At 71.1% G+C, this 16,919-nt stretch carries 15 protein-coding genes and 1 tRNA gene; 8 read left to right on the forward strand and 8 right to left on the reverse strand.

Features of this window, described 5'->3' with window-relative positions; all coding sequences use genetic code 11:
- Nucleotides 1-44: 44 nt before the first annotated feature.
- From OG904_RS01405 to OG904_RS01425, 5 genes are all read left to right on the forward strand, one after another.
- A complete protein-coding gene (locus OG904_RS01405; RefSeq protein ID WP_405486483.1) occupies nucleotides 45-1,256 on the forward strand; it encodes a type II secretion system F family protein in 1,212 nt (403 codons plus the stop codon).
- Nucleotides 1,253-1,687 (forward strand): prepilin-type N-terminal cleavage/methylation domain-containing protein, encoded by a 435-nt coding sequence (locus OG904_RS01410; protein WP_405486485.1) that lies wholly within the window; start codon nucleotides 1,253-1,255, stop codon nucleotides 1,685-1,687. Before OG904_RS01405 ends, OG904_RS01410 begins: the two co-directional genes overlap by 4 nt.
- Nucleotides 1,684-2,208 (forward strand): type II secretion system protein, encoded by a 525-nt coding sequence (locus tag OG904_RS01415; RefSeq protein WP_405486487.1) that lies wholly within the window; start codon nucleotides 1,684-1,686, stop codon nucleotides 2,206-2,208. The genes OG904_RS01410 and OG904_RS01415 overlap by 4 nt, the downstream gene beginning before the upstream one ends.
- Before the next feature lie 68 nt (nucleotides 2,209-2,276).
- Nucleotides 2,277-6,110: a hypothetical protein gene (locus OG904_RS01420; RefSeq protein WP_405486489.1), complete on the forward strand. Its 3,834-nt coding sequence runs from the start codon at nucleotides 2,277-2,279 to the stop codon at nucleotides 6,108-6,110.
- The gene (locus tag OG904_RS01425) at nucleotides 6,107-7,219 is read left to right on the forward strand and encodes a type IV pilus twitching motility protein PilT (RefSeq protein ID WP_405486491.1); all 1,113 of its coding nucleotides are present in this window, start codon (nucleotides 6,107-6,109) and stop codon (nucleotides 7,217-7,219) included. The genes OG904_RS01420 and OG904_RS01425 overlap by 4 nt, the downstream gene beginning before the upstream one ends.
- Here the strand turns inward: OG904_RS01425 and OG904_RS01430 are convergent.
- The 5 genes from OG904_RS01430 to OG904_RS01450 form a co-directional block, all read right to left on the reverse strand.
- On the reverse strand, nucleotides 7,113-7,445 hold the full coding sequence (locus tag OG904_RS01430) for a DUF2867 domain-containing protein (protein WP_405497694.1): 333 nt from the start codon (nucleotides 7,443-7,445) through the stop codon (nucleotides 7,113-7,115). The two genes, OG904_RS01425 and OG904_RS01430, sit on opposite strands and share 107 nt — an antisense overlap.
- Nucleotides 7,413-7,531 (reverse strand) — tRNA-OTHER (locus tag OG904_RS01435). The genes OG904_RS01430 and OG904_RS01435 overlap by 33 nt, the downstream gene beginning before the upstream one ends.
- 129 nt (nucleotides 7,532-7,660) lie before the next feature.
- A complete protein-coding gene (locus tag OG904_RS01440; protein WP_405486493.1) occupies nucleotides 7,661-7,954 on the reverse strand; it encodes a hypothetical protein in 294 nt (97 codons plus the stop codon).
- 328 nt (nucleotides 7,955-8,282) lie between these two features.
- Nucleotides 8,283-9,149, reverse strand: a complete 867-nt coding sequence (locus OG904_RS01445; protein WP_405486495.1) for a universal stress protein — start codon at nucleotides 9,147-9,149, stop codon at nucleotides 8,283-8,285.
- The gene (locus OG904_RS01450) at nucleotides 9,149-10,051 is read right to left on the reverse strand and encodes a universal stress protein (RefSeq protein ID WP_405486497.1); all 903 of its coding nucleotides are present in this window, start codon (nucleotides 10,049-10,051) and stop codon (nucleotides 9,149-9,151) included. Before OG904_RS01450 ends, OG904_RS01445 begins: the two co-directional genes overlap by 1 nt.
- Before the next feature lie 286 nt (nucleotides 10,052-10,337).
- Here OG904_RS01450 and OG904_RS01455 point away from each other — a divergent pair, with 286 nt between their 5' ends.
- From OG904_RS01455 to OG904_RS01465, 3 genes are all read left to right on the forward strand, one after another.
- Nucleotides 10,338-10,961: a CBS domain-containing protein gene (locus OG904_RS01455; protein ID WP_405486499.1), complete on the forward strand. Its 624-nt coding sequence runs from the start codon at nucleotides 10,338-10,340 to the stop codon at nucleotides 10,959-10,961.
- Nucleotides 10,962-10,999: 38 nt separating this feature from the next.
- Entirely contained in the window at nucleotides 11,000-11,872 is an 873-nt protein-coding gene (locus tag OG904_RS01460; protein ID WP_405486501.1) for a universal stress protein, read from the forward strand.
- A gap of 173 nt (nucleotides 11,873-12,045) precedes the next feature.
- On the forward strand, nucleotides 12,046-12,921 hold the full coding sequence (locus tag OG904_RS01465; protein WP_405486503.1) for a universal stress protein: 876 nt from the start codon (nucleotides 12,046-12,048) through the stop codon (nucleotides 12,919-12,921).
- A 25-nt stretch (nucleotides 12,922-12,946) separates the two neighbouring features.
- Here OG904_RS01465 and OG904_RS01470 read toward each other — a convergent pair whose 3' ends face one another.
- Genes OG904_RS01470 through OG904_RS01480 form a run of 3 tightly spaced genes read right to left on the reverse strand, consistent with a single transcriptional unit; the run spans nucleotide 12,947 to nucleotide 16,763 of the window.
- Nucleotides 12,947-15,598: a cation-translocating P-type ATPase gene (locus OG904_RS01470; protein WP_405486505.1), complete on the reverse strand. Its 2,652-nt coding sequence runs from the start codon at nucleotides 15,596-15,598 to the stop codon at nucleotides 12,947-12,949.
- Nucleotides 15,599-15,632: 34 nt separating this feature from the next.
- A complete protein-coding gene (locus OG904_RS01475) occupies nucleotides 15,633-16,220 on the reverse strand; it encodes a hypothetical protein (RefSeq protein WP_405486507.1) in 588 nt (195 codons plus the stop codon).
- Between the two features lie 27 nt (nucleotides 16,221-16,247).
- A complete protein-coding gene (locus OG904_RS01480) occupies nucleotides 16,248-16,763 on the reverse strand; it encodes a flavodoxin domain-containing protein (protein WP_405486509.1) in 516 nt (171 codons plus the stop codon).
- Between the last annotated feature and the right edge of the window lie 156 nt (nucleotides 16,764-16,919).

Below are 16,919 nucleotides of genomic sequence, written 5' to 3' on the forward strand. Positions count from 1 at the left end.
TGACGACGCGAACCTCTGACACCGGAAACCAGGAGTGCATCGGCATGGCCACCTTCAAGTACGTCGCGGTCGGCCCGGACGGGAATCGGGCCACCGGCGTGCTCACGGGCTCCAGTGTCGACGGCGTGACCGACAGCCTGACCCGGCAGGGATACGCCGTGCAGTCGGTCAAGGCCGCGGGCCGCAATCTGCTGCAGCTCGAACTGACCGCGGAAAAGGTCGATCTGGTCGAGCTGAGCAACTTCTCCCGCCAGATGGCCGCCTTCATCAAGGCCGGAGTCCCCATCCTGGACTCCCTGGAGATCATCCGCGCCGAGACCAAGGACAAGAAGCTGGGCAAGGTTCTCGTCGACGTCATGGACTCGCTGCGATTCGGCGAAAGCTTCGCCGAATCGATGGCCGTCCACACCAAGGCTCTCCCGCCGTTCTACGTCTCCGTCCTCCGCTCGGCCGAGGCGACCGGTGAACTCGACGTGGTGATGGCCCAGTTGGCCCGCTACATCGAGCGCGACGTCGAGGCCCGGCGCAGTATCCGCTCCTCCCTGACCTATCCGATCCTGGTGATGGGTCTGGCCCTCGCCGTCGTTCTCGTCCTCGTCCTCTTCGTGCTGCCCCGTTTCAAGGTGTTCTTCGAGTCCTTCAACGCGGAACTGCCGCTGCCGACCCGGATCCTGCTGGGTTTCACCGACTTCGTCACGGCCTGGTATCCGGTCATCGCCGGCGTGCTCGTCGCGCTCGTCGCGGCACTGATCGCCGGTTTGCGGACCGAGCGGGGACGGGTACTGCGCGACCGCTTCCTGCTGGCGCTGCCGGTGGTCGGCGACGTGGTCCGCTTCATGGTCATCGAACGGTTCTGCCGCATCCTGACCTCGATGATCAAGGCCGGCGTGCCCGTCCCGGAGGCGCTCGGCCTGGCCGGCTCGGGCGCCAACAACCTGGTGTACGAACGGTCCATCGGGACGGCCCGGACGGAGATGCTCGAAGGTGGCGGCATCTCCCGGCCGATCGCCCGCACCAAGCTGTTCCCCGGGGCGGTCACCCAGATGATGCGCGTGGGGGAAGAGACCGGAACTCTCGACGACCAGCTCGGACACGTGTCGGAGTTCTACGAGAAGGAACTGCAGCACAAGCTCAAGCGGCTGACCAGCCTGTTCGAACCGGCCGTGGTGATCATGGTCGGGGTCGTCGTGGGGTTCGTGGCCGTCGCCCTCCTCTCGGCGATCTACGGCGTCTACAACCAGGTCAACGTCCAATGACCGGCCCGGCACGCCGCCCGCGGCGCCGCCGCGGCGAAGAGGGCGAGACCCTGATCGAGGTCCTCGTCGCCGTGGTGCTCATGGGCGTCGCCTTCGTGGCCATCCTCGGGGGCATGGGCACCGCGATCGTCAGCTCGGTTGCGCAGCAGAAGGTGACCACCGCCGACTCGGTCATCCGCAGCGCCGCCGAGAAGGTCGTCAGCGACCCGTACGTGTCCTGCGCCATTGGTTACGGGACTCCGACACCGCCGGCCGGGTACACCGTGACCGTCGAGATCGAGTACTGGGACGGGGTGGGTTCGTTCGGCCGGTCCTGCCCATCGGCCGATACCGGAGTCCAGAGGGTGACGCTCACCGTGCGCTCGACCGGCCCACACCCCGTCAGGGACGCGACCCTCGAGGTGGTCAAACGGGAGTCGATGCTGTCATGACGACCCAACGACCCACCGGTCGCCCGGAGTCGGGGTTCACCCTGACCGAGTTGCTGGTCACGATCGTCATCGTGGGCATCATCGGGACACTGCTGCCCACGGCGCTCGTCCTCGGACTGCGGTTCACAGCGGGCACCGGGAAGCGGGTGGCCGCCACCAGCGCGGCGGGCACGCTGGGCCGCTACTTCTACGGCGACGTGCACAGCGCGGACAGAGTAACGACCGCCCCCGCATGCGGCGTTGCCGACGTGATCGTCCACCTGAGCCGGCCCGGCACCGACGTCGTCTACACCTACGACCAGCCGACCGGTGCCCTCAACCGGGTGAAGTGCACCGACGGAGGCGTCGTCACCACGTTGCTGGGCCGGTTCGACAACGCCACATCAACCCATCCGGTGACTCTGAGCTGCGGTGCCGAGACCTCGTGCACCTCGCCCATGGAGGTAACGCTGACCGTGCAGAGCGACCCCGCCGCGCCCCCGACGGCCCTCACCGCCGTCCGGCGATCGAGCTCGTCATGACCGGCCGCCGCAATCCGCGCCGCCTGAATCCGGGCCGGCCGAAACCGGGCCGCATGGATCCGGGCCGCATGGATCCGCGCCGCCCGCGCGACGACGAACAGGGCGCGACACTGGTCCTCGCGCTGGCCTTCATCTTCGTCTTCAGCCTGGTCACCGTGTCGGTCCTGTCCTTCGCCGGCACGGGACTGAAAGCCGCGGGCGTGTACGTCGACCAGGGCAAGCGGGACTACAGCGCGGACGGTGCCACGCAGCTCGCGATCAAGAACTTCTCGCAGGGCAACCCGTGCGCCGACTACATCGCCCCGCCGATCAACGGCCGGCAGATGACCGTCCACTGCGACCCCCTCAACACGTCTCCCGCGGCCACGCGCGCGACCCAACCGCAGGACGCGCTGCGCAGCCTGGGCCGGGCGGCGAAGGACGGCATCAACGTGACCACGCCCGGTCTGCGCGTGCAGGGCAGCGTGTTCTCCCACTCGAACATCACCACCGGCGCCGGCGCCTCGATGGTGGTGTCGGGCGACGTGTCCGCCGTCGGCGACTGCTCCAGTGCCGTGTCACAGCCCCAGCTGCCCCCGGCCCAGGCCCCGTACGTGCACGACTGCGCCAACGACACCCCGCCGGCGCCCGCCGACGAGGTCGTGGGCGCCGACCCGGACTACACCCCGCCCGCCACGACCGTCCCGGTCCGGCGGACGGTGCCCGCGTGCCCCGCCCCCGGTTCCTGGCTGGTGCGGTTGCAGCCCGGCTACTACGACGACGCCCGCGCCCTCACCCGCCTCACCGGTGGCGGTTGCCCCAACCTCGTCGTGTGGCTGCGGCCGGGCATCTACTACTTCGACTTCACCTTCACCGGCGCCGCCGCGATCTGGACGGTCGACGACCCCACGGTCAGCGTCGTCGGCGGCACGCAGGCAGGCTGGGATCCCGGGTCCCCCACCCGCCCGGTCATCCCCAACCCGGACGGTTGCGATAGCACGCGGCCCGAAGGCGTCGAGGTCATGATGGGCGGCGGCAGCCAGTTCCAGGTCGACCGTGGACACGCCGAACTGTGTGCCCCGGTGACCCCGGACGCGCAGCGGGTGGCGGTGTACGGGGTCCAGCCGCCGAAGCCGTCACACACGCTGAAGCCGACAGCGGTGGTCACGAACACCGGCTTCGCCGACCCGGTCCATGCCCTGACCAGTGGCGAACGGCCGACCCCGCCCGGGTGTTCGCAGCCGACGGGCACCGCGGGCTGCACGGCCGACGCCGTCCTCGACCCGACGAAACGTCAGTCGGCCACGATGCAGCTCGCCGGCTTCACCCCGCAGGTGCCGCCCGGCTCGGTCATCACCAGCGCGACGCTGCATGTCGAGCACGAGGACGACGGCGATCTGACCGCCCCCGGCGCGGTGAAGGTCACGACCGCCGTCGGAGCGGACACCTGCCGCACCGACGACCTGCCCCGGCACGCGGCGCTCGCCGTGGATCCCCCGATCGACCTGCTGGGCGCGTGCGGGCTCACCGACCCGGCTCGGCTCACCGGCCTGACAGTGACCTACGCCGCCTCCCTGGACACCGGCGGCACCACCGCCACGGAACGCCTGGACGGCATCCGGCTGGAGGTCGCCTACCGCACGCCGACCAATTTCAAGCCGACCGCCGTGACCGCATCGACCGGGTTCACCGCTACCGGCACCGATCCCCACAACGCCCTGGAGATCGGCGAGCAGCCGACATCGCTGGCGGCCGGCGCCGATCTGACCACGGCAGCCCCGTCCGCGTCGATCACCCTGGCCGGATTCGGCCAGCCGCCCGTGCCGCCGGGGTCGACGATCGATTCTGCCGTGCTGCGGGTGGCCCATCAGGAGACCGGCGACGCGGCGGCGCCCAGGATCAGCGTCACCCCCGCGGGCGGCGGTGGCAGTTGTACCAACCTGCCGCTCAACGCGCGGGCCGGCCTGGGCGACGACCGCGTCGACCTGAAGGCATGCGGCATCACCGACCCCGCACGGCTGACCGGCCTGACCGCGACCTACGCCGCCGGACTGAAGGCGGGCGGCACCGCGGGCACCCATTCCCTGGATGGCATGTGGCTCGAAATCGTCTACGACCCGCCGCCGCCCCGGGCCGCGACGAGCGCATCGTCGACGACGTTCATCCACGCGGCCAACGCCCAGGCGATCGACGGCGCCAGCACGGCCCGCGCCACACTCGACTCGGTCACCACGCCGACCGCCGGCATCGACCTCGGCGGCTACGACGCCCCTGCGGTGGCGCCCGGCTCGGTCCTGGACGGGGCCCTGCTGCACGTCGCGCATCGCGACGATCCCGGGGCGTCCGGAGGACCGCCGCCGACGGTGGCGGTCACCCTGACCGGGCCCGGCATACCCCGCTCCTGCACCACCTCGCAGAAGCTCGCCGCACACCAGGACGCCCTGGCCACCGACACCCTGGACCTGGTCGCCACCTGCGGGCTGACCGACCCCGCCCAGCTGACCGGCCTGGTCGTCACCTACACCGCCACCCTCGGCGCCGGCAGCACCGCCGCCACCGATCAGCTCGACGGCATCGCCCTCGAACTGGCCTACCGACCCCCGGTCTCGGTACGGCCGACCACGGCGATCAGCACCGCTACGCCCACCGCCGCGGCGTTCCTCGACCCGAAGAACGCGCAGGCGATGGACACCACCGCCTCGACCGCGAGGCTCGCCACGGCCACCCCGTCGGCGTCGATCCGGCTCGGTGCGTTCGCGATGCTGCCCCTGCCGGCGGGGGCGGTGATCGACAAGGTCGTGCTGCGCGTATCGCACCAGGACGACGACACCACCCCGGCGCCGCCATCACCGACGGCACCGCCCTCACCGACGGAGCCACCCACGGCCGCCTTGACCGTTTCCGGCACCGGTACCGCCTGCGACGCGAACCACGCCCTGACCGCCCATGAAGGGGCACTCGGTGTCGACGTGGTCGACCTCGGCGCCTGCGGGGTCACGCAGGAAGACCAGTTGTCCAAGCTCGCTGTCGACTATGCGGCGAGGTTGGGCACGGGCAGTACCCAAGCCGCCGACCAGCTCGACGGCGTCGAGCTCGACATCGTGTACCGGGCCCCGTCCATCAGGGCCCTGTCCGGCTGCCTCACCGCGGGCGGCCGTTGCGCGGTGCTGAAGTCGACCGACGACGCCGACACGGCCAGCGATCACAGCCGACTGGTGATCAACGGCACCGTCTACGCGCCGACCGCTGCCGTCGACCTGTCGATGAGCCAGGTCGGCTCGCAGGTCGTCACCCGCGGCATCATCGCCCGGACCATCGATCTCGGCATCAGCCCGACCGCCAGGTACCTCCGCCCGGTGATCGGAGTCCCACCGGAGCCGGTGCTGTTCACGACGTATCCGGCCGTGATGGCGAAACCGGCGTCGGTCACCGCGATCACCGGGTTCACGCCTCCGGCTCCCGGCGCACCCGTCGACGTCACGGACGCCACCATCCCCGGCAGCGGCCGGGCGTCCCTCACGTTCGGCGGCTACGCCCCGCCGGCACCGGCCACGACCGGACCGCTCGACCACGTCTTCCTGCAGGTGGCGCACCATGAAGACGGTGACGTGGAGTCAGTGAGGATGTCGGTGGACTTCACCGGCAGCACCTGCACCGGCGTCGACAACGCACTGGACGTGCCGGTCCGTCCCGGCACGGGCGGCCCGGTGACCGACCGGGTCGACCTGGCACCGTGTGGCCTGACCACAGCCTCCCAGTTGGCCGGGCTGACCGTGACCTACACCGTCACCGCCGGGAGCGGCGGCGCGACCGAGCACCTGGGCGGCACCCGGATCGACCTGCTGTCCGGCCCCCTCGTCCGGGCCGCCGTGTCCTTCGACGGCCACGCCGGCACCGTGAAGCAGTGGACGGTCCTGCCATGAGTACGCACACCACCTTGGAGACCACCATGCCCGGGCCGAGTTCCGCGATCATCGACCACCTGCTCGGCGAGCTGTGGGAACGGGGCGGCAGCGACCTGCTGCTCACCACCGGATCGGCGCCGTTCCTCCGCGTCGACGGCGCCCTGCGACCGGTCGAGGGGGCCGCGCTGACCGAGCCGGAGGCCGATCGCCTGGTGACCGGGGTGCTGGGCAAGGAACTCACGGAGCGGTTCCGCCGGGAGAAGCAGGTCGATTTCGCGTTCAGCTGGGGGGAGAAGGCCAGGTTGCGCGGGAACGCCTTCGTGCAGCGCGGCGCGTCGGCGCTGGCGCTGCGGATCATCCCGTTCGACGTGCCGTCGTCCGAGCAGCTCGGGCTCCCCCCGGCCGTCATGGGGTGGGCGGGCATGCCGCGCGGGTTGGTGCTGGTCACCGGGCCGACCGGGTCGGGGAAGTCGACGAGCCTGGCGGCGCTCCTCGACTACGTCAACACGCACCGGTCGGTGCACATCCTCACCATCGAGGACCCGATCGAGTACCTCCACCAGCACAAGCGCTCCGCGGTCAACCAGCGTGAGATCGGCACCGACACCGACTCGTTCCACGCCGCGCTGCGCGCGGCCCTGCGCGAGGATCCCGACGTCCTGCTCCTCGGCGAGATGCGCGACCCGGAGAGCATCTCCGCAGCCCTGACCATCGCCGAGACCGGACACCTGGTGTTCGCCACCCTGCACACCAACGACACGTCGCAGACGCTGGACCGGATCGTCGACGTGTTCCCGGCCGAGCAACAGCCGCAGATCCGGCTGCAATTGGCGCACACCCTGGTCGGCATCCTCAACCAGACGCTCATCCCCCGGACCGGCGGGGGCCGGGTGGCCGCCTTCGAGGTGCTGGCAGGAACGTCGGCGATCCGCAACCTGATCCGCGAGGGCAAGACCCGCCAGATCCGCAACATGGTCGCGACCGGCCACCGTGACGGCATGCAGACCCTCGAAACCAGCATCAACGCCCTCGTCGCGGCGGGCACCATCGCCTACGAGGAGGCCGTGCTGCACACGGCCTACCCGGAGGACATCCGGCGGCCCCACGTCCCGATCGGCCACACCTGACCGTCCGCCCGTCCGCCCGTCCGCCCGTCCGCTCGGCGGTGCGGGCGATGTTGCGGGCCATGCCGCCGAAGACGATGGCGCGGAAGGGAGGAATACTCCACCAGTGGGCGCGGCCGAGCAGTCCGTGCGGGTGGAACAGGGCCCGCTGCCCGATGAGGCAGTGCCGTGCACTGGACCAAGTACGGCTCGGCTGCGGTGCCGACGGGATTCGAACCCGCGGACAGATGGGAGCAGGCCCGCCCCGTCTCCGTCAGTCGCCGTGAGAGGGGCCTCCCCCACGTCGATCGCTATGGGCCGCTCTGCCACGGCACCGCAACCTGCGGGAAGGCGCGCCGTCCCGTTCGGATCAGAGTAGAGACATCGTTCTCTGGGGACCAGTCCTTATCGGGGACACGCCAACCTCTGCCAGAGAAGACCGGCGAGGTTGTGCGAGATCCCCAGTCACATGCCGAAGGCGCCGCCCTCGATGAGGACACGACAGGTCTCACCGGGAGGGATCGGCATCCCCGGCGTGGGAGACGAGGGAGGAGAGCATCTCCAGCCGGAACGTATCTGGAAGCCGGTCCGAGTCTCGATCGCAGGGATGTCGAGGAAGGGCAGAGCATGCGGAGTGGCGATGACCCCGACGTCCCAGTTCCGTTCCTGGGCCGCCGTGATCAGCTTGCCGACGTCGTCGGCGATCCCGGCAGCACAGACGACGACGTACAGGAACGGCTTACGCTGCGAGTCCGTCACGAAAGTCCTCCTCAGCGCCAGTAGTCCGCGAGCATCTCCGCCGGCCGGCTCGGTTCGCCGGCCTCGCCCCGCCGGCTCAATCTACAGCGAACGACGCTGCCCCTGCCGCGCTTCCAACGGCCATCGGTGGGGCGCACGTTGATGCACCCGGATCGGCAGGCGCGGGTCTCGGAGCTGCGCCAGGACCCGGGCGTACAGGGGGGTGTGGCCGGCTGGGCGGCGATTTCGTTGCGGCCGTGCTCGACGAGGCGGCGCCCGGCCTCCCGTTCGGTGAGCCCGCGGGGCCTGCGTGAGGTGGCGGGTGCTCGGCCGGCCGCGGGTGCGGACATCAGGTCCCTTGCGCGAGGGGGACGGTGATGACCGGGCAGTGGGCCCGGTGCAGCAGTCCGTGGACGACGGAGCCGAGCCGCATGCCCGTGTAACCCCCGTTTCCGCGGCGGCCCAGGATCAGGGCCAGGGCGTGTTCGGCCGCCTTCGCGAGCTCCTCGACCGGGTGGCCTGCCAGCACTTCGTGGGTGAGCGCGACGTCCGGGTACTTCTCCGACCAGCCGGCGACGGTCTCGTACAGCATGCGGCGCTGCTCCTGGAGACCCTCGTTCCTGTCCTGGAACGAGAGCAGGGGCTGGTGCCACACCGAGATGGCCCGCAGGGTGCATCCGCGCACGCTCGCTTCCTCGAAGGCCACGGCGAGCGCCGCCTTCGACGACTCGCTGCCGTCGACCGCGACGACCATGTACGGCGACAGTTGGCTGACGTGCTCCGCATCGCCGACGACCACGACCGGACAGTACGCCTGTGCGACGACGGGCACCACCAGTGAACCGGCACTGAGGAACTCCTCGGTGCGGCTGAGGTGTCGCGAGCCGAGCACCAGCAGGGGGGCCTGCAAGGAAAGCCGGCCGAGTACGGGGGCCGGAAGCCCGTCGAACAGGTGGGTGGACGGTTCGAGATCCGGGTGCCGCGAGCGCGTCCACACCGCGGCCGCTTCGAGGGTTTCCGCTCCGGTCCGGCGCAGGTCGATGCGGTGCGTGCTCCCGTCGGCGTGCTGGGTGTCGTGTTGCGGTGGCACCACCAGTGCGAGACCCAGTCCGAGTGCCCGGCGGTGCGCCTCGTCGGCGGCCCAGGCCAGGGCCATGTGCCAGTCCCTGACCGGGTCGATTCCGACGACGATCTCACGGTCCGTCATGTTCTTCATCACGACTGGCTCCCCTGGTCGTTGCCGTGCCGCGGGATGAGCAGCACGGGACATCGCGCGTGGTGCAGGAGGCTGTGGGTCACGTGCCCCAGCGTGCGGCCGATGTACCCCGGCGAGCGCCTCCCGCCGACGACCAGCAGGTCCGCGTCCTGTGAGGCCTCGGCCAGTACACCGGCCACCGAGAAGCTCTTCTCCAGGTCGGCGTGCACGGTCAGATCCGGGAACTCCTCGCGGATCAGGGCGGCCATGCCCGTCAGGCGCTCCGCGTGCCGGCCGCTGATCTCCTCGACGTCGTCGAGCATGCTCACGACGTTGCCCACGGAGTGCAGCAGGTTCCATACGTGCAGCAGCCGCAGCGACGCCTTGCGCAGCCCGGCTTCGCACGCCGCGTACCGGACGCAGTCGAGGTCGTGTTCGTCGTGGACACCGGCCAGTACGCTGCCCGTCTCGACCCGCGGGTCCGTACCCCGCACCACGGCCAAGGGGGTGATGGCACTCGCGGCGGCCTTGAGTCCGACGGAGCCGAGCATCAGCGAGGTGAACCCGCCGAGACCGCGGTTGCCGACGACGATCGTGCCGTGGACGCCGGCGGCCCGGTGGAGGCTGGGTACGGGTGCGTTGCGGCTGAACTCCGTGGTGACGTACAGATCGGGATGGAGTTCCGCTACGGCCGCGGCGGTGTCATCGAGTAGTTCGCGCCCTGCCGTGCGGACCCGTTCGATGGTTTCCACCGATGCGTAGGCGGCTCTGCTGTCCGTGTCGGCGGCGTGGACGATGTGCAGGGTGCTCCCCCGCCGTGCGGCTTCGGCCGCGGCCCACAGGGCTGCCCCGCGTGCGGGGTCCGACCCGTCGACGCCGACGATGACCGTCCCGAGTTCCGGACCGGCAGTGATGCCTTCCATGGTTTCTCCTGATCGAGGGGCCATCGTGCTTGCCCTCCCACGCTGGCATCGCGGGTGCGGGGCCGGCGAGGGCCATAGGGGCCAGGGCAAGGGCCGACCGGTCCCTCCCGGGCTCCCCTCCCCGGCTCCCGGAATCGGCGTACGCCCCCGTGGTCGGACCCGGTCGGCCCCCGTACAGGACCGTTCGGCCCTCGATACGGACGCCGGCGGGGCGGATGGTGGCCGGTACGGGTGGTGCACACCAGCCCTCTGCGCCCCTGCATGACGACGTACAGGAGGTCCGGTCGTGAAGCACACCCAGGTCGGCGAGGTGATGACGGCAGATGTCGTCTCGGTGGACCGTTCGACGACGTTCCGGGAGATCGCCAAGCTCCTCGCCGACTACGACATCACCGGACTGCCCGTCGTGGACGAGGACGACCGGGTGGTCGGCGTCGTCTCCGAGAGCGATCTGCTCGCCCGCAGGGCCCTGACGGCCGCGGACATCATGTCGGCTCCCGCTGTCACGGTCCGCACGCAGGAAGGCGTCTCGGAGGCGGGGCAGCTCATGACGCGCCTGGGTCTGCAACGTCTTCCGGTCACCGACGAGGAAGAACGCCTCGTCGGCATCGTCACCCGGCGTGACCTCCTGCGCGTCTTCCTGCGCCCCGATGCCGAGATACGGCGGCACGTGAGCGAGGACGTGCTGTCGAGCAGCATCGGGGCGCCCACCGGGGCGGTGGACATCCACGTCCTGGACGGTGTCGTGACCCTCGCGGGCCGGCTGGAACGGCAGAGCCAGATCCCCCTCGCCCTGCGGCTCACCGCACGACTGGACGGTGTCGTCGCCGTGGTGGACGAGCTCACCGCCCGCACGGACGACTCCCGTCTGATCCCGCCGGAGCGCGGGGCGCAACCCATCACCTGGTGACAGCGGAACACTCCGCGCAGCCTGAGGAGGCCACCGTCATGAACCACCACGTAACCGTCGGCGTCGACGGCACCCCCCAGAGCCTCTCCGCAGCCCGCTGGGCAGCCCGCGAGGCCGCGCTCCGGCAGGCCCCCCTGCGGATCGTCCACGCCGAGGACTGGTCCTCCGGCACGCTGATACCCGAACTGGACCCCGGGACGCGCGACCGCTGGGCCGACGAGGTCCTGGCCTCCGCCACCGACGAGCTGAAGCGGGCCTATCCCCGCCTGGAGATCTCCACCCGTCGCCTCTCGGGCAGGCCTTCCACGGCTCTGGCGGCAGAGGCCGAGAGCGCCGGCCTCCTGGTCCTCGGCTCCCGCGGGCTCGGCAGTGTGGTGGGCTTCATCGTCGGCTCCGTGAGCCTGTCCACCCTCACGGCCACCGAGACACCCGTCGTCCTCGTACGGGCGGAGGAGGACGGCGGGGAGAACGGGGCCGGCACCCCGTACGGCGAGATCGTCGTGGGCGTCGACATCCATCAGGCCTGCGACAGGGTCCTGGCCTTCGCCTTCGAGGAAGCCTCGCGCCGCGACTGCGCGTTGCGGGCGGTGCACGGCTGGAAGCTCCCTCCCGCGTCCGGCTACTCGCCCGTCCTCAATCCCTCGGTCGCACGCGAGGTCGACCGCACCGTCGCCCAGATGCTCGACGACATGCTCATGCCGTGGCGGCTGAAGTTCCCGGACGTGCGACTCGAGGAGAAGACGTTCATCGGATCGGCGGGACGGGAGCTGGTCCAGGCCACCACGGGCGCGGACCTCGTCGTCATCGGACGCCGCATCCGCCGCTCGCCCATGGGCACGCACCTCGGCCCGATCGCGCACGCCGTGCTGCACCACACGGCCGCGCCGGTCGCCGTACTCGCCCACGACTGACCACCCGCCAGAGCCGCACCGGTACCGCACCATGCCCGGCAGCCCTGCCCGCCCGCTCTCCTCCTCGCCCGGTAAGGGCCGGTCGGCTCCACAACGGGCCCCTCGGCCCCTCCTGGAAGCGGTGGCCGGGGCGGAGTCTGGAACTCACACGTCAACCAAGGGAGATGGGCACCATGGCCAACCTTGTGACCGCCGGCCTCGACGGCTCGCGCGAAAGTGTCGCGGCGGCCCGATGGGCCGCGCACGAAGCGGACCTCCGAGGGGTGCCCCTGGCCCTGGTCCACGTGGAGGAGTGGCTGGAGCGGCCCCCTCTCGCCGTCGCGACCACCGAAGTCCAGCGCCAGTGGGCACAGGCCCTGCTCCGCGAGGCCTCCGAGGAGATCAAGGGGCTGTACCCGGAGCTGGAGATCACCGCCCGCCGGCTGTCGGGGATCCCGGCCACGGCCCTCGCCCACGCGGCCGGCTCTTCGGACATGCTGGTGCTGGGTTCCCGAGGGCTCGGCGCCATCGCCGGATTCATCCTCGGGTCCATCGGCGCGGGGACCATCGGCGCAACCGATCAGCCGGTCGTCCTCGTCCGGGCACCGCACGATGGGGCGACGCCCGCCGAGGGGCCCGGTACCGACGGCCCGATCGTGACGGGAGTGGACATCGGGCGCCCCTGTGACGCGCTGCTCTCCTTCGCCTTCGACGAGGCAGCACGCCGCGGGTGCGCCCTGCGGGTGCTCCACTCCTGGGCACCGCCGCCGGTCGTCGGCTACGGCCCCGGTCTCGACCCCGGTGTCCAGGAGGAGATCGGTCGGGGGATCGCCACCGCCGTGGACGAGATGATCCGCCCCTGGTGCGAGAAGTACCCTTCGGTGCCAGTCGCCCCCGAGGTGTTCATCGGCCAGTCCGCGATCCAGCTCGTGGACGCCTCCAAGGGTGCCGCGCTGGTCGTGGTCGGCAGGCGCATCCGACGCTCCGCCTACGGCACCCACATCGGCGCGGTCGCGCACGCGGTCCTGCACCACGCCGCCGCGCCCGTCGCCGTCGTCGCCCACGAGTGAACCCACCGGTGTTGCCCTGCTCGTGTCAGGTGTGCGCGGGCTTACGGGTGCGCCGCCTGAGGCGGCGCAGTTCGTCGGTGCCCCAGACCAGGACGGGGAAGACCGCGATGAGGGCGACCACGTCGAGGGGCAGGGCCGCGGTGCCGAAGAGGCCTTGCAGGAGCGGCACGTAGACCAGGGCCGCCGTGAAGACGAGTTCGAAGGCCATGCCGGCCAGGAGCAGCGGGTTGGTGAAGAACCCGATGGCGCGCAGTGACGCGTGGTCGGTGCGGGCGGCCACCGCCGTGCCGACCTGGCAGGTGACGATGCCGGCGAAGGTTGCGGTCGTCGCGGTGACGTACGCGTGGTGCAGCGGGGTTCCAGGGCCGGTCGGGTCCCCGGGGTGCCAGCCGGCCCGCCACAGCACGTAGAAGAACGCGGTCATGACCAGGGCGGCGGAGACGGTGCCGAGGTAGCCCCAGCTGCGGATGAGCATGTCCTTGGAGATGACGCCCTGGGAGCTCGGCCTGGGCGGCCGGCTCATGCTGCCCGGCTCCGCGCGTTCGCGGCCCAGGGCCAGAGCCGGGAGGGTCTCGGTTCCGAGGTCGATGGCCAGGATCTGCAGGACGGTGAGGGGAAGCGGGATGGAGCCGCCCGAGAGTGCGAAGACCAGGAAGGGGATTACCTCGGGGGTGAGGTGGGCGAAAATGTAGACGATGAACTTCCGTACGTTGTCATAGACTTGGCGGCCGGATTCGATCGCGGTGACGATGGTGGCGAAATTGTCGTCGGTCAGCACCATCGTGGACGCCTCGCGGGCGACGTCGGTGCCGGAGAGCCCCATCGCCACGCCGATGTGGGCGCGGTGCAGTGCGGGGGCGTCGTTGACGCCGTCGCCGGTCATCGCGACGATCAGCCCGTGGGCCCGTAGGGCGTCCGCCACCCTCAGTTTCGTCTCCGGTGACGAGCGGGCGAAGACGATCTCGGCGTCGCCGTCCGCGAGGAGCCGGTCGAGGTCGTCGTCGCCGATCGACTCCGACTCCGGCACCACGACGAGGCGGGGCGCCCCGATGCCGACCTCCCGGGCCACAGCTGCGGCGGTCGCTCCGTTGTCGCCGGTCACGATGTGCACGAGGAGCCCTGCTTCGTGGCAGCGACGTACCGCGGCGGCGACCTCGGGGCGCGGGGGATCGTAGAGGCCCACGAGGCCCAGCAGCGTCAGCTCCGTCTCTGCGTTCTCTCGGCGGGTCACCTGCACGTCGCCGGCCAGTTCGCGGGTGGCGACGGCGAGTACGCGCATGCCGCGGCCGGAGAGTTCTTCGGCCGCAGCATGCGCCGCGGCGTTCTGGGCGTGGTCCAGGGTGCGGGCCAGGACCGATTCCGGGGCCCCTTTGACGATCAGCCGCATGCCGCCGCCGCCCGCCGGATCCCGCTGGACGACGGACATCAGGCGCAGGCGGGGGTCGAAGCGGAAGACGGTGTGGCGGTCCGTGTCGCGCACGTCGATGTCGAGCGGGGCGCCTCGATCGGCGGCGCCGGTCACCAGCGCGATCTCCGTGGGGTCGCCGTGGAGTTCACCGTCTGCGTCCCTGGTGACGGTGGTGCACAGGGCGGCGGTAGCAGTGAGCCGTACGGCCTCGGGGCCGGGGTTCGTGCGGGCGGCGGGCGTCCAGGTGCTCTGGAGCCGCATCTTGTTCTGGGTGAGGGTGCCGGTCTTGTCGGTGCAGATGACGTTGGTGGATCCCAGGGTCTCCACGGCGCTGAGTCGCTTGATGACCGCGCCCTGGCGTGCCAGGAGGCGCACTCCGACAGCGAGGGCGAGGGTGATGGTCGGCAGCAGTCCTTCGGGCACGTTGGCGACGAGCAGTCCGATGGCGAACATCAGCGCGTCGGTCAGCGGCAGCCCCACGGCGACGCCCAGGACCAGGAACAGCGCGCCCATCGCGACCGCGACAGCGGCGATGAGCCAGGCGACCTTCTTGACCTGCTGCTCCAACGGGCTCGGGTCCCGTCGAGTGTGCTGGCTGAGGGCGGCGATGCGGCCGAGTTCGGTGCGGTCGCCGGTGGCGAAGACCATCGCCCGGGCCTGGCCGGCGGTGCAGGTCGTGCCGCTGAACACGAGGTTGGGTTCCTGCAGGAGTGTAGAGCCCGCGGTCCCCGGCCCGGCGATGCGCTGGGCCGGGGTGGACTCCCCCGTCAGCATGGACAGGTCGACTTCGAGGCCTCCGTCGACGAGTCGGACGTCGGCGGGTACTTTGTCGCCCTCGTCGAGGGCGATGATGTCGCCCGGGACCAGAGTGCGGGCCTCCGTCTGCCGGGACTTCCCGTCGCGAATCACCATGGCGTGTTCGGGGAGGTACTTGGCGAGGGTTTCCACCGCCTGCTCGGCCTGCCGCTCCTGCACCAGGGCGAAGGCGGCGTTGACGAGGACGATGGCGACGATCGCGATCCCGAGCACGCGAATGTCGGCGACGAACGCCATGACCGCCGCGGCCCACAGCAACAGGGCCAGCGGGTGCACCAGTTGACGCACCAGCTCGCGTCCCAGAGAGGTGTGGCCCTTGCGCCGGACCTCGTTGGGTCCGTAGACGGCGAGCCGGCGTTCGGCCTCCCGCGTGGACAGCCCGTCCGCTCCGGTGCCGAGCTCCCGGCGCAGCAAAGGCAGCGGCTCGCTCGGATCACGCGGTGTGGGTGGCACTTCTCCCTGGGAAGGGAGATGGCCGGTGAGCGCCTCACTCATCGTCGACTCCAGATTGAGTGGGCAGTCGGCCCGACCAGCCGGGTTCCACGCGCCGCCAGTCCCGTTCCCACATGGACAGGCTGCGCGCCTCGACGGTCCGAAGCCTCAGGTGGACGACGCCCGCGGCTGTCAGCGCGATCAGGGCGGCGACAGTGGCGCCGACGGTCATCGCGGCGAAGGCCCGCTCGCCCGCAGACGGGGGCACCTGGACCGTACGGCCCGTGTCGTCCACCCAGATCACGACGGAACTGCCCGCGGGGGTTTTGGGCTGGACCTTTACGAGGCCTGTGTGCCGGGCGGCCGAAGGGAACTGCCAGGCAGCCTGCGCTACGGATGCGGCGACACCGCCGCTCCAGGAGTCGGGTGCGAGTTCGGCGGCCCCGAGCGTCGTGGCCGTGATCCGGTGCACGTGCTCGGCCTCTTCCCGCGCGGTGCGGCTGTCGACGTTCCACACGGCCAGCCCGACGCCCACTCCGCAGAGTGCGGCGACGAGAGCCGACAGGGCGAAGGCGAGGAGCCACCGGGTGCGCGTGCGGTCAGCCGTCCGCCGCAGCGGATTGGGCGATGTTCCGTGAAGCATGGCGGGCCTCCGGCACCGGGAGTCTTCTCATGAAGCGGGTGAGGCGGCAGCGGTGAGCTCGGCGCCGATGTGATGGGCCCAGGCCTGGATGCGCTCGGGGTTGCGGAAGTCCCCGCCCTTGCCCTGGCGTACGAGGGTGCGGGCGAGCAGGCCGGGCGTACCTTCCGTGATGCTGCCGCCGAAGGTGATGTGGTCGCGGGCGCCGAGCCGTCGCATCTGCCGGGCGACGGCCCGTACCGGCGGGATGTCGCTGCGTTCGGCGGAGGAGTCGACCGGTCCGCTGCTGAACAGCCAGACGGGACGGTGCTTCAGGTACCGGGCGTTGCGCTTCGCGCAGCGCCGGGCCCGGCCGTTCCACCGCCCCGCGTACAGGGAGCCGCCCAGCACCACCCCGTCGTAACCGCGGACGTCCGCGACCTCGCCGGCCGGGACCACCAACACGTCGATCCCGTCCTCGCGCAGCGACGTTCCGATCTGCTCCGCGATCCCGGCAGTCGCACCGTGCTTGCTTCCGTAGGCGACCAGAACCCGTTTCGCACTCATGCGTCTCCTCCTTCGGTCGTTCCCGTGAGCCCGTACGCGATATGCCGTGGCGCTTCCTCCACTGTCCACTCGGGGACGCGGGGCCAGCAGGGGCCCACCGGGGGCCGGGTGGGGGCCGTTCGGCCCTCTCGGGGCCGGGTCCGGCCACGAGGGCAG

This window comes from Streptomyces sp. NBC_00096, from assembly GCF_045041305.1.
Taxonomy (GTDB): Bacteria; Actinomycetota; Actinomycetes; order Streptomycetales; family Streptomycetaceae; genus Streptomyces.

Coding starts and splice junctions, on each gene's coding strand:
- OG904_RS01450 (WP_405486497.1), bottom strand. CDS start 10,051: ATGGAAGGCATCACTGCCGGTCCGGAACTCGGGACGGTCATCGTCGGC.
- OG904_RS01420 (WP_405486489.1), top strand. CDS start 2,277: ATGGATCCGCGCCGCCCGCGCGACGACGAACAGGGCGCGACACTGGTC.
- OG904_RS01405 (WP_405486483.1), top strand. CDS start 45: ATGGCCACCTTCAAGTACGTCGCGGTCGGCCCGGACGGGAATCGGGCC.
- OG904_RS01445 (WP_405486495.1), bottom strand. CDS start 9,149: ATGAAGAACATGACGGACCGTGAGATCGTCGTCGGAATCGACCCGGTC.
- OG904_RS01475 (WP_405486507.1), bottom strand. CDS start 16,220: ATGCTTCACGGAACATCGCCCAATCCGCTGCGGCGGACGGCTGACCGC.
- OG904_RS01425 (WP_405486491.1), top strand. CDS start 6,107: ATGAGTACGCACACCACCTTGGAGACCACCATGCCCGGGCCGAGTTCC.
- OG904_RS01410 (WP_405486485.1), top strand. CDS start 1,253: ATGACCGGCCCGGCACGCCGCCCGCGGCGCCGCCGCGGCGAAGAGGGC.
- OG904_RS01415 (WP_405486487.1), top strand. CDS start 1,684: ATGACGACCCAACGACCCACCGGTCGCCCGGAGTCGGGGTTCACCCTG.
- OG904_RS01480 (WP_405486509.1), bottom strand. CDS start 16,763: ATGAGTGCGAAACGGGTTCTGGTCGCCTACGGAAGCAAGCACGGTGCG.
- OG904_RS01460 (WP_405486501.1), top strand. CDS start 11,000: ATGAACCACCACGTAACCGTCGGCGTCGACGGCACCCCCCAGAGCCTC.
- OG904_RS01465 (WP_405486503.1), top strand. CDS start 12,046: ATGGCCAACCTTGTGACCGCCGGCCTCGACGGCTCGCGCGAAAGTGTC.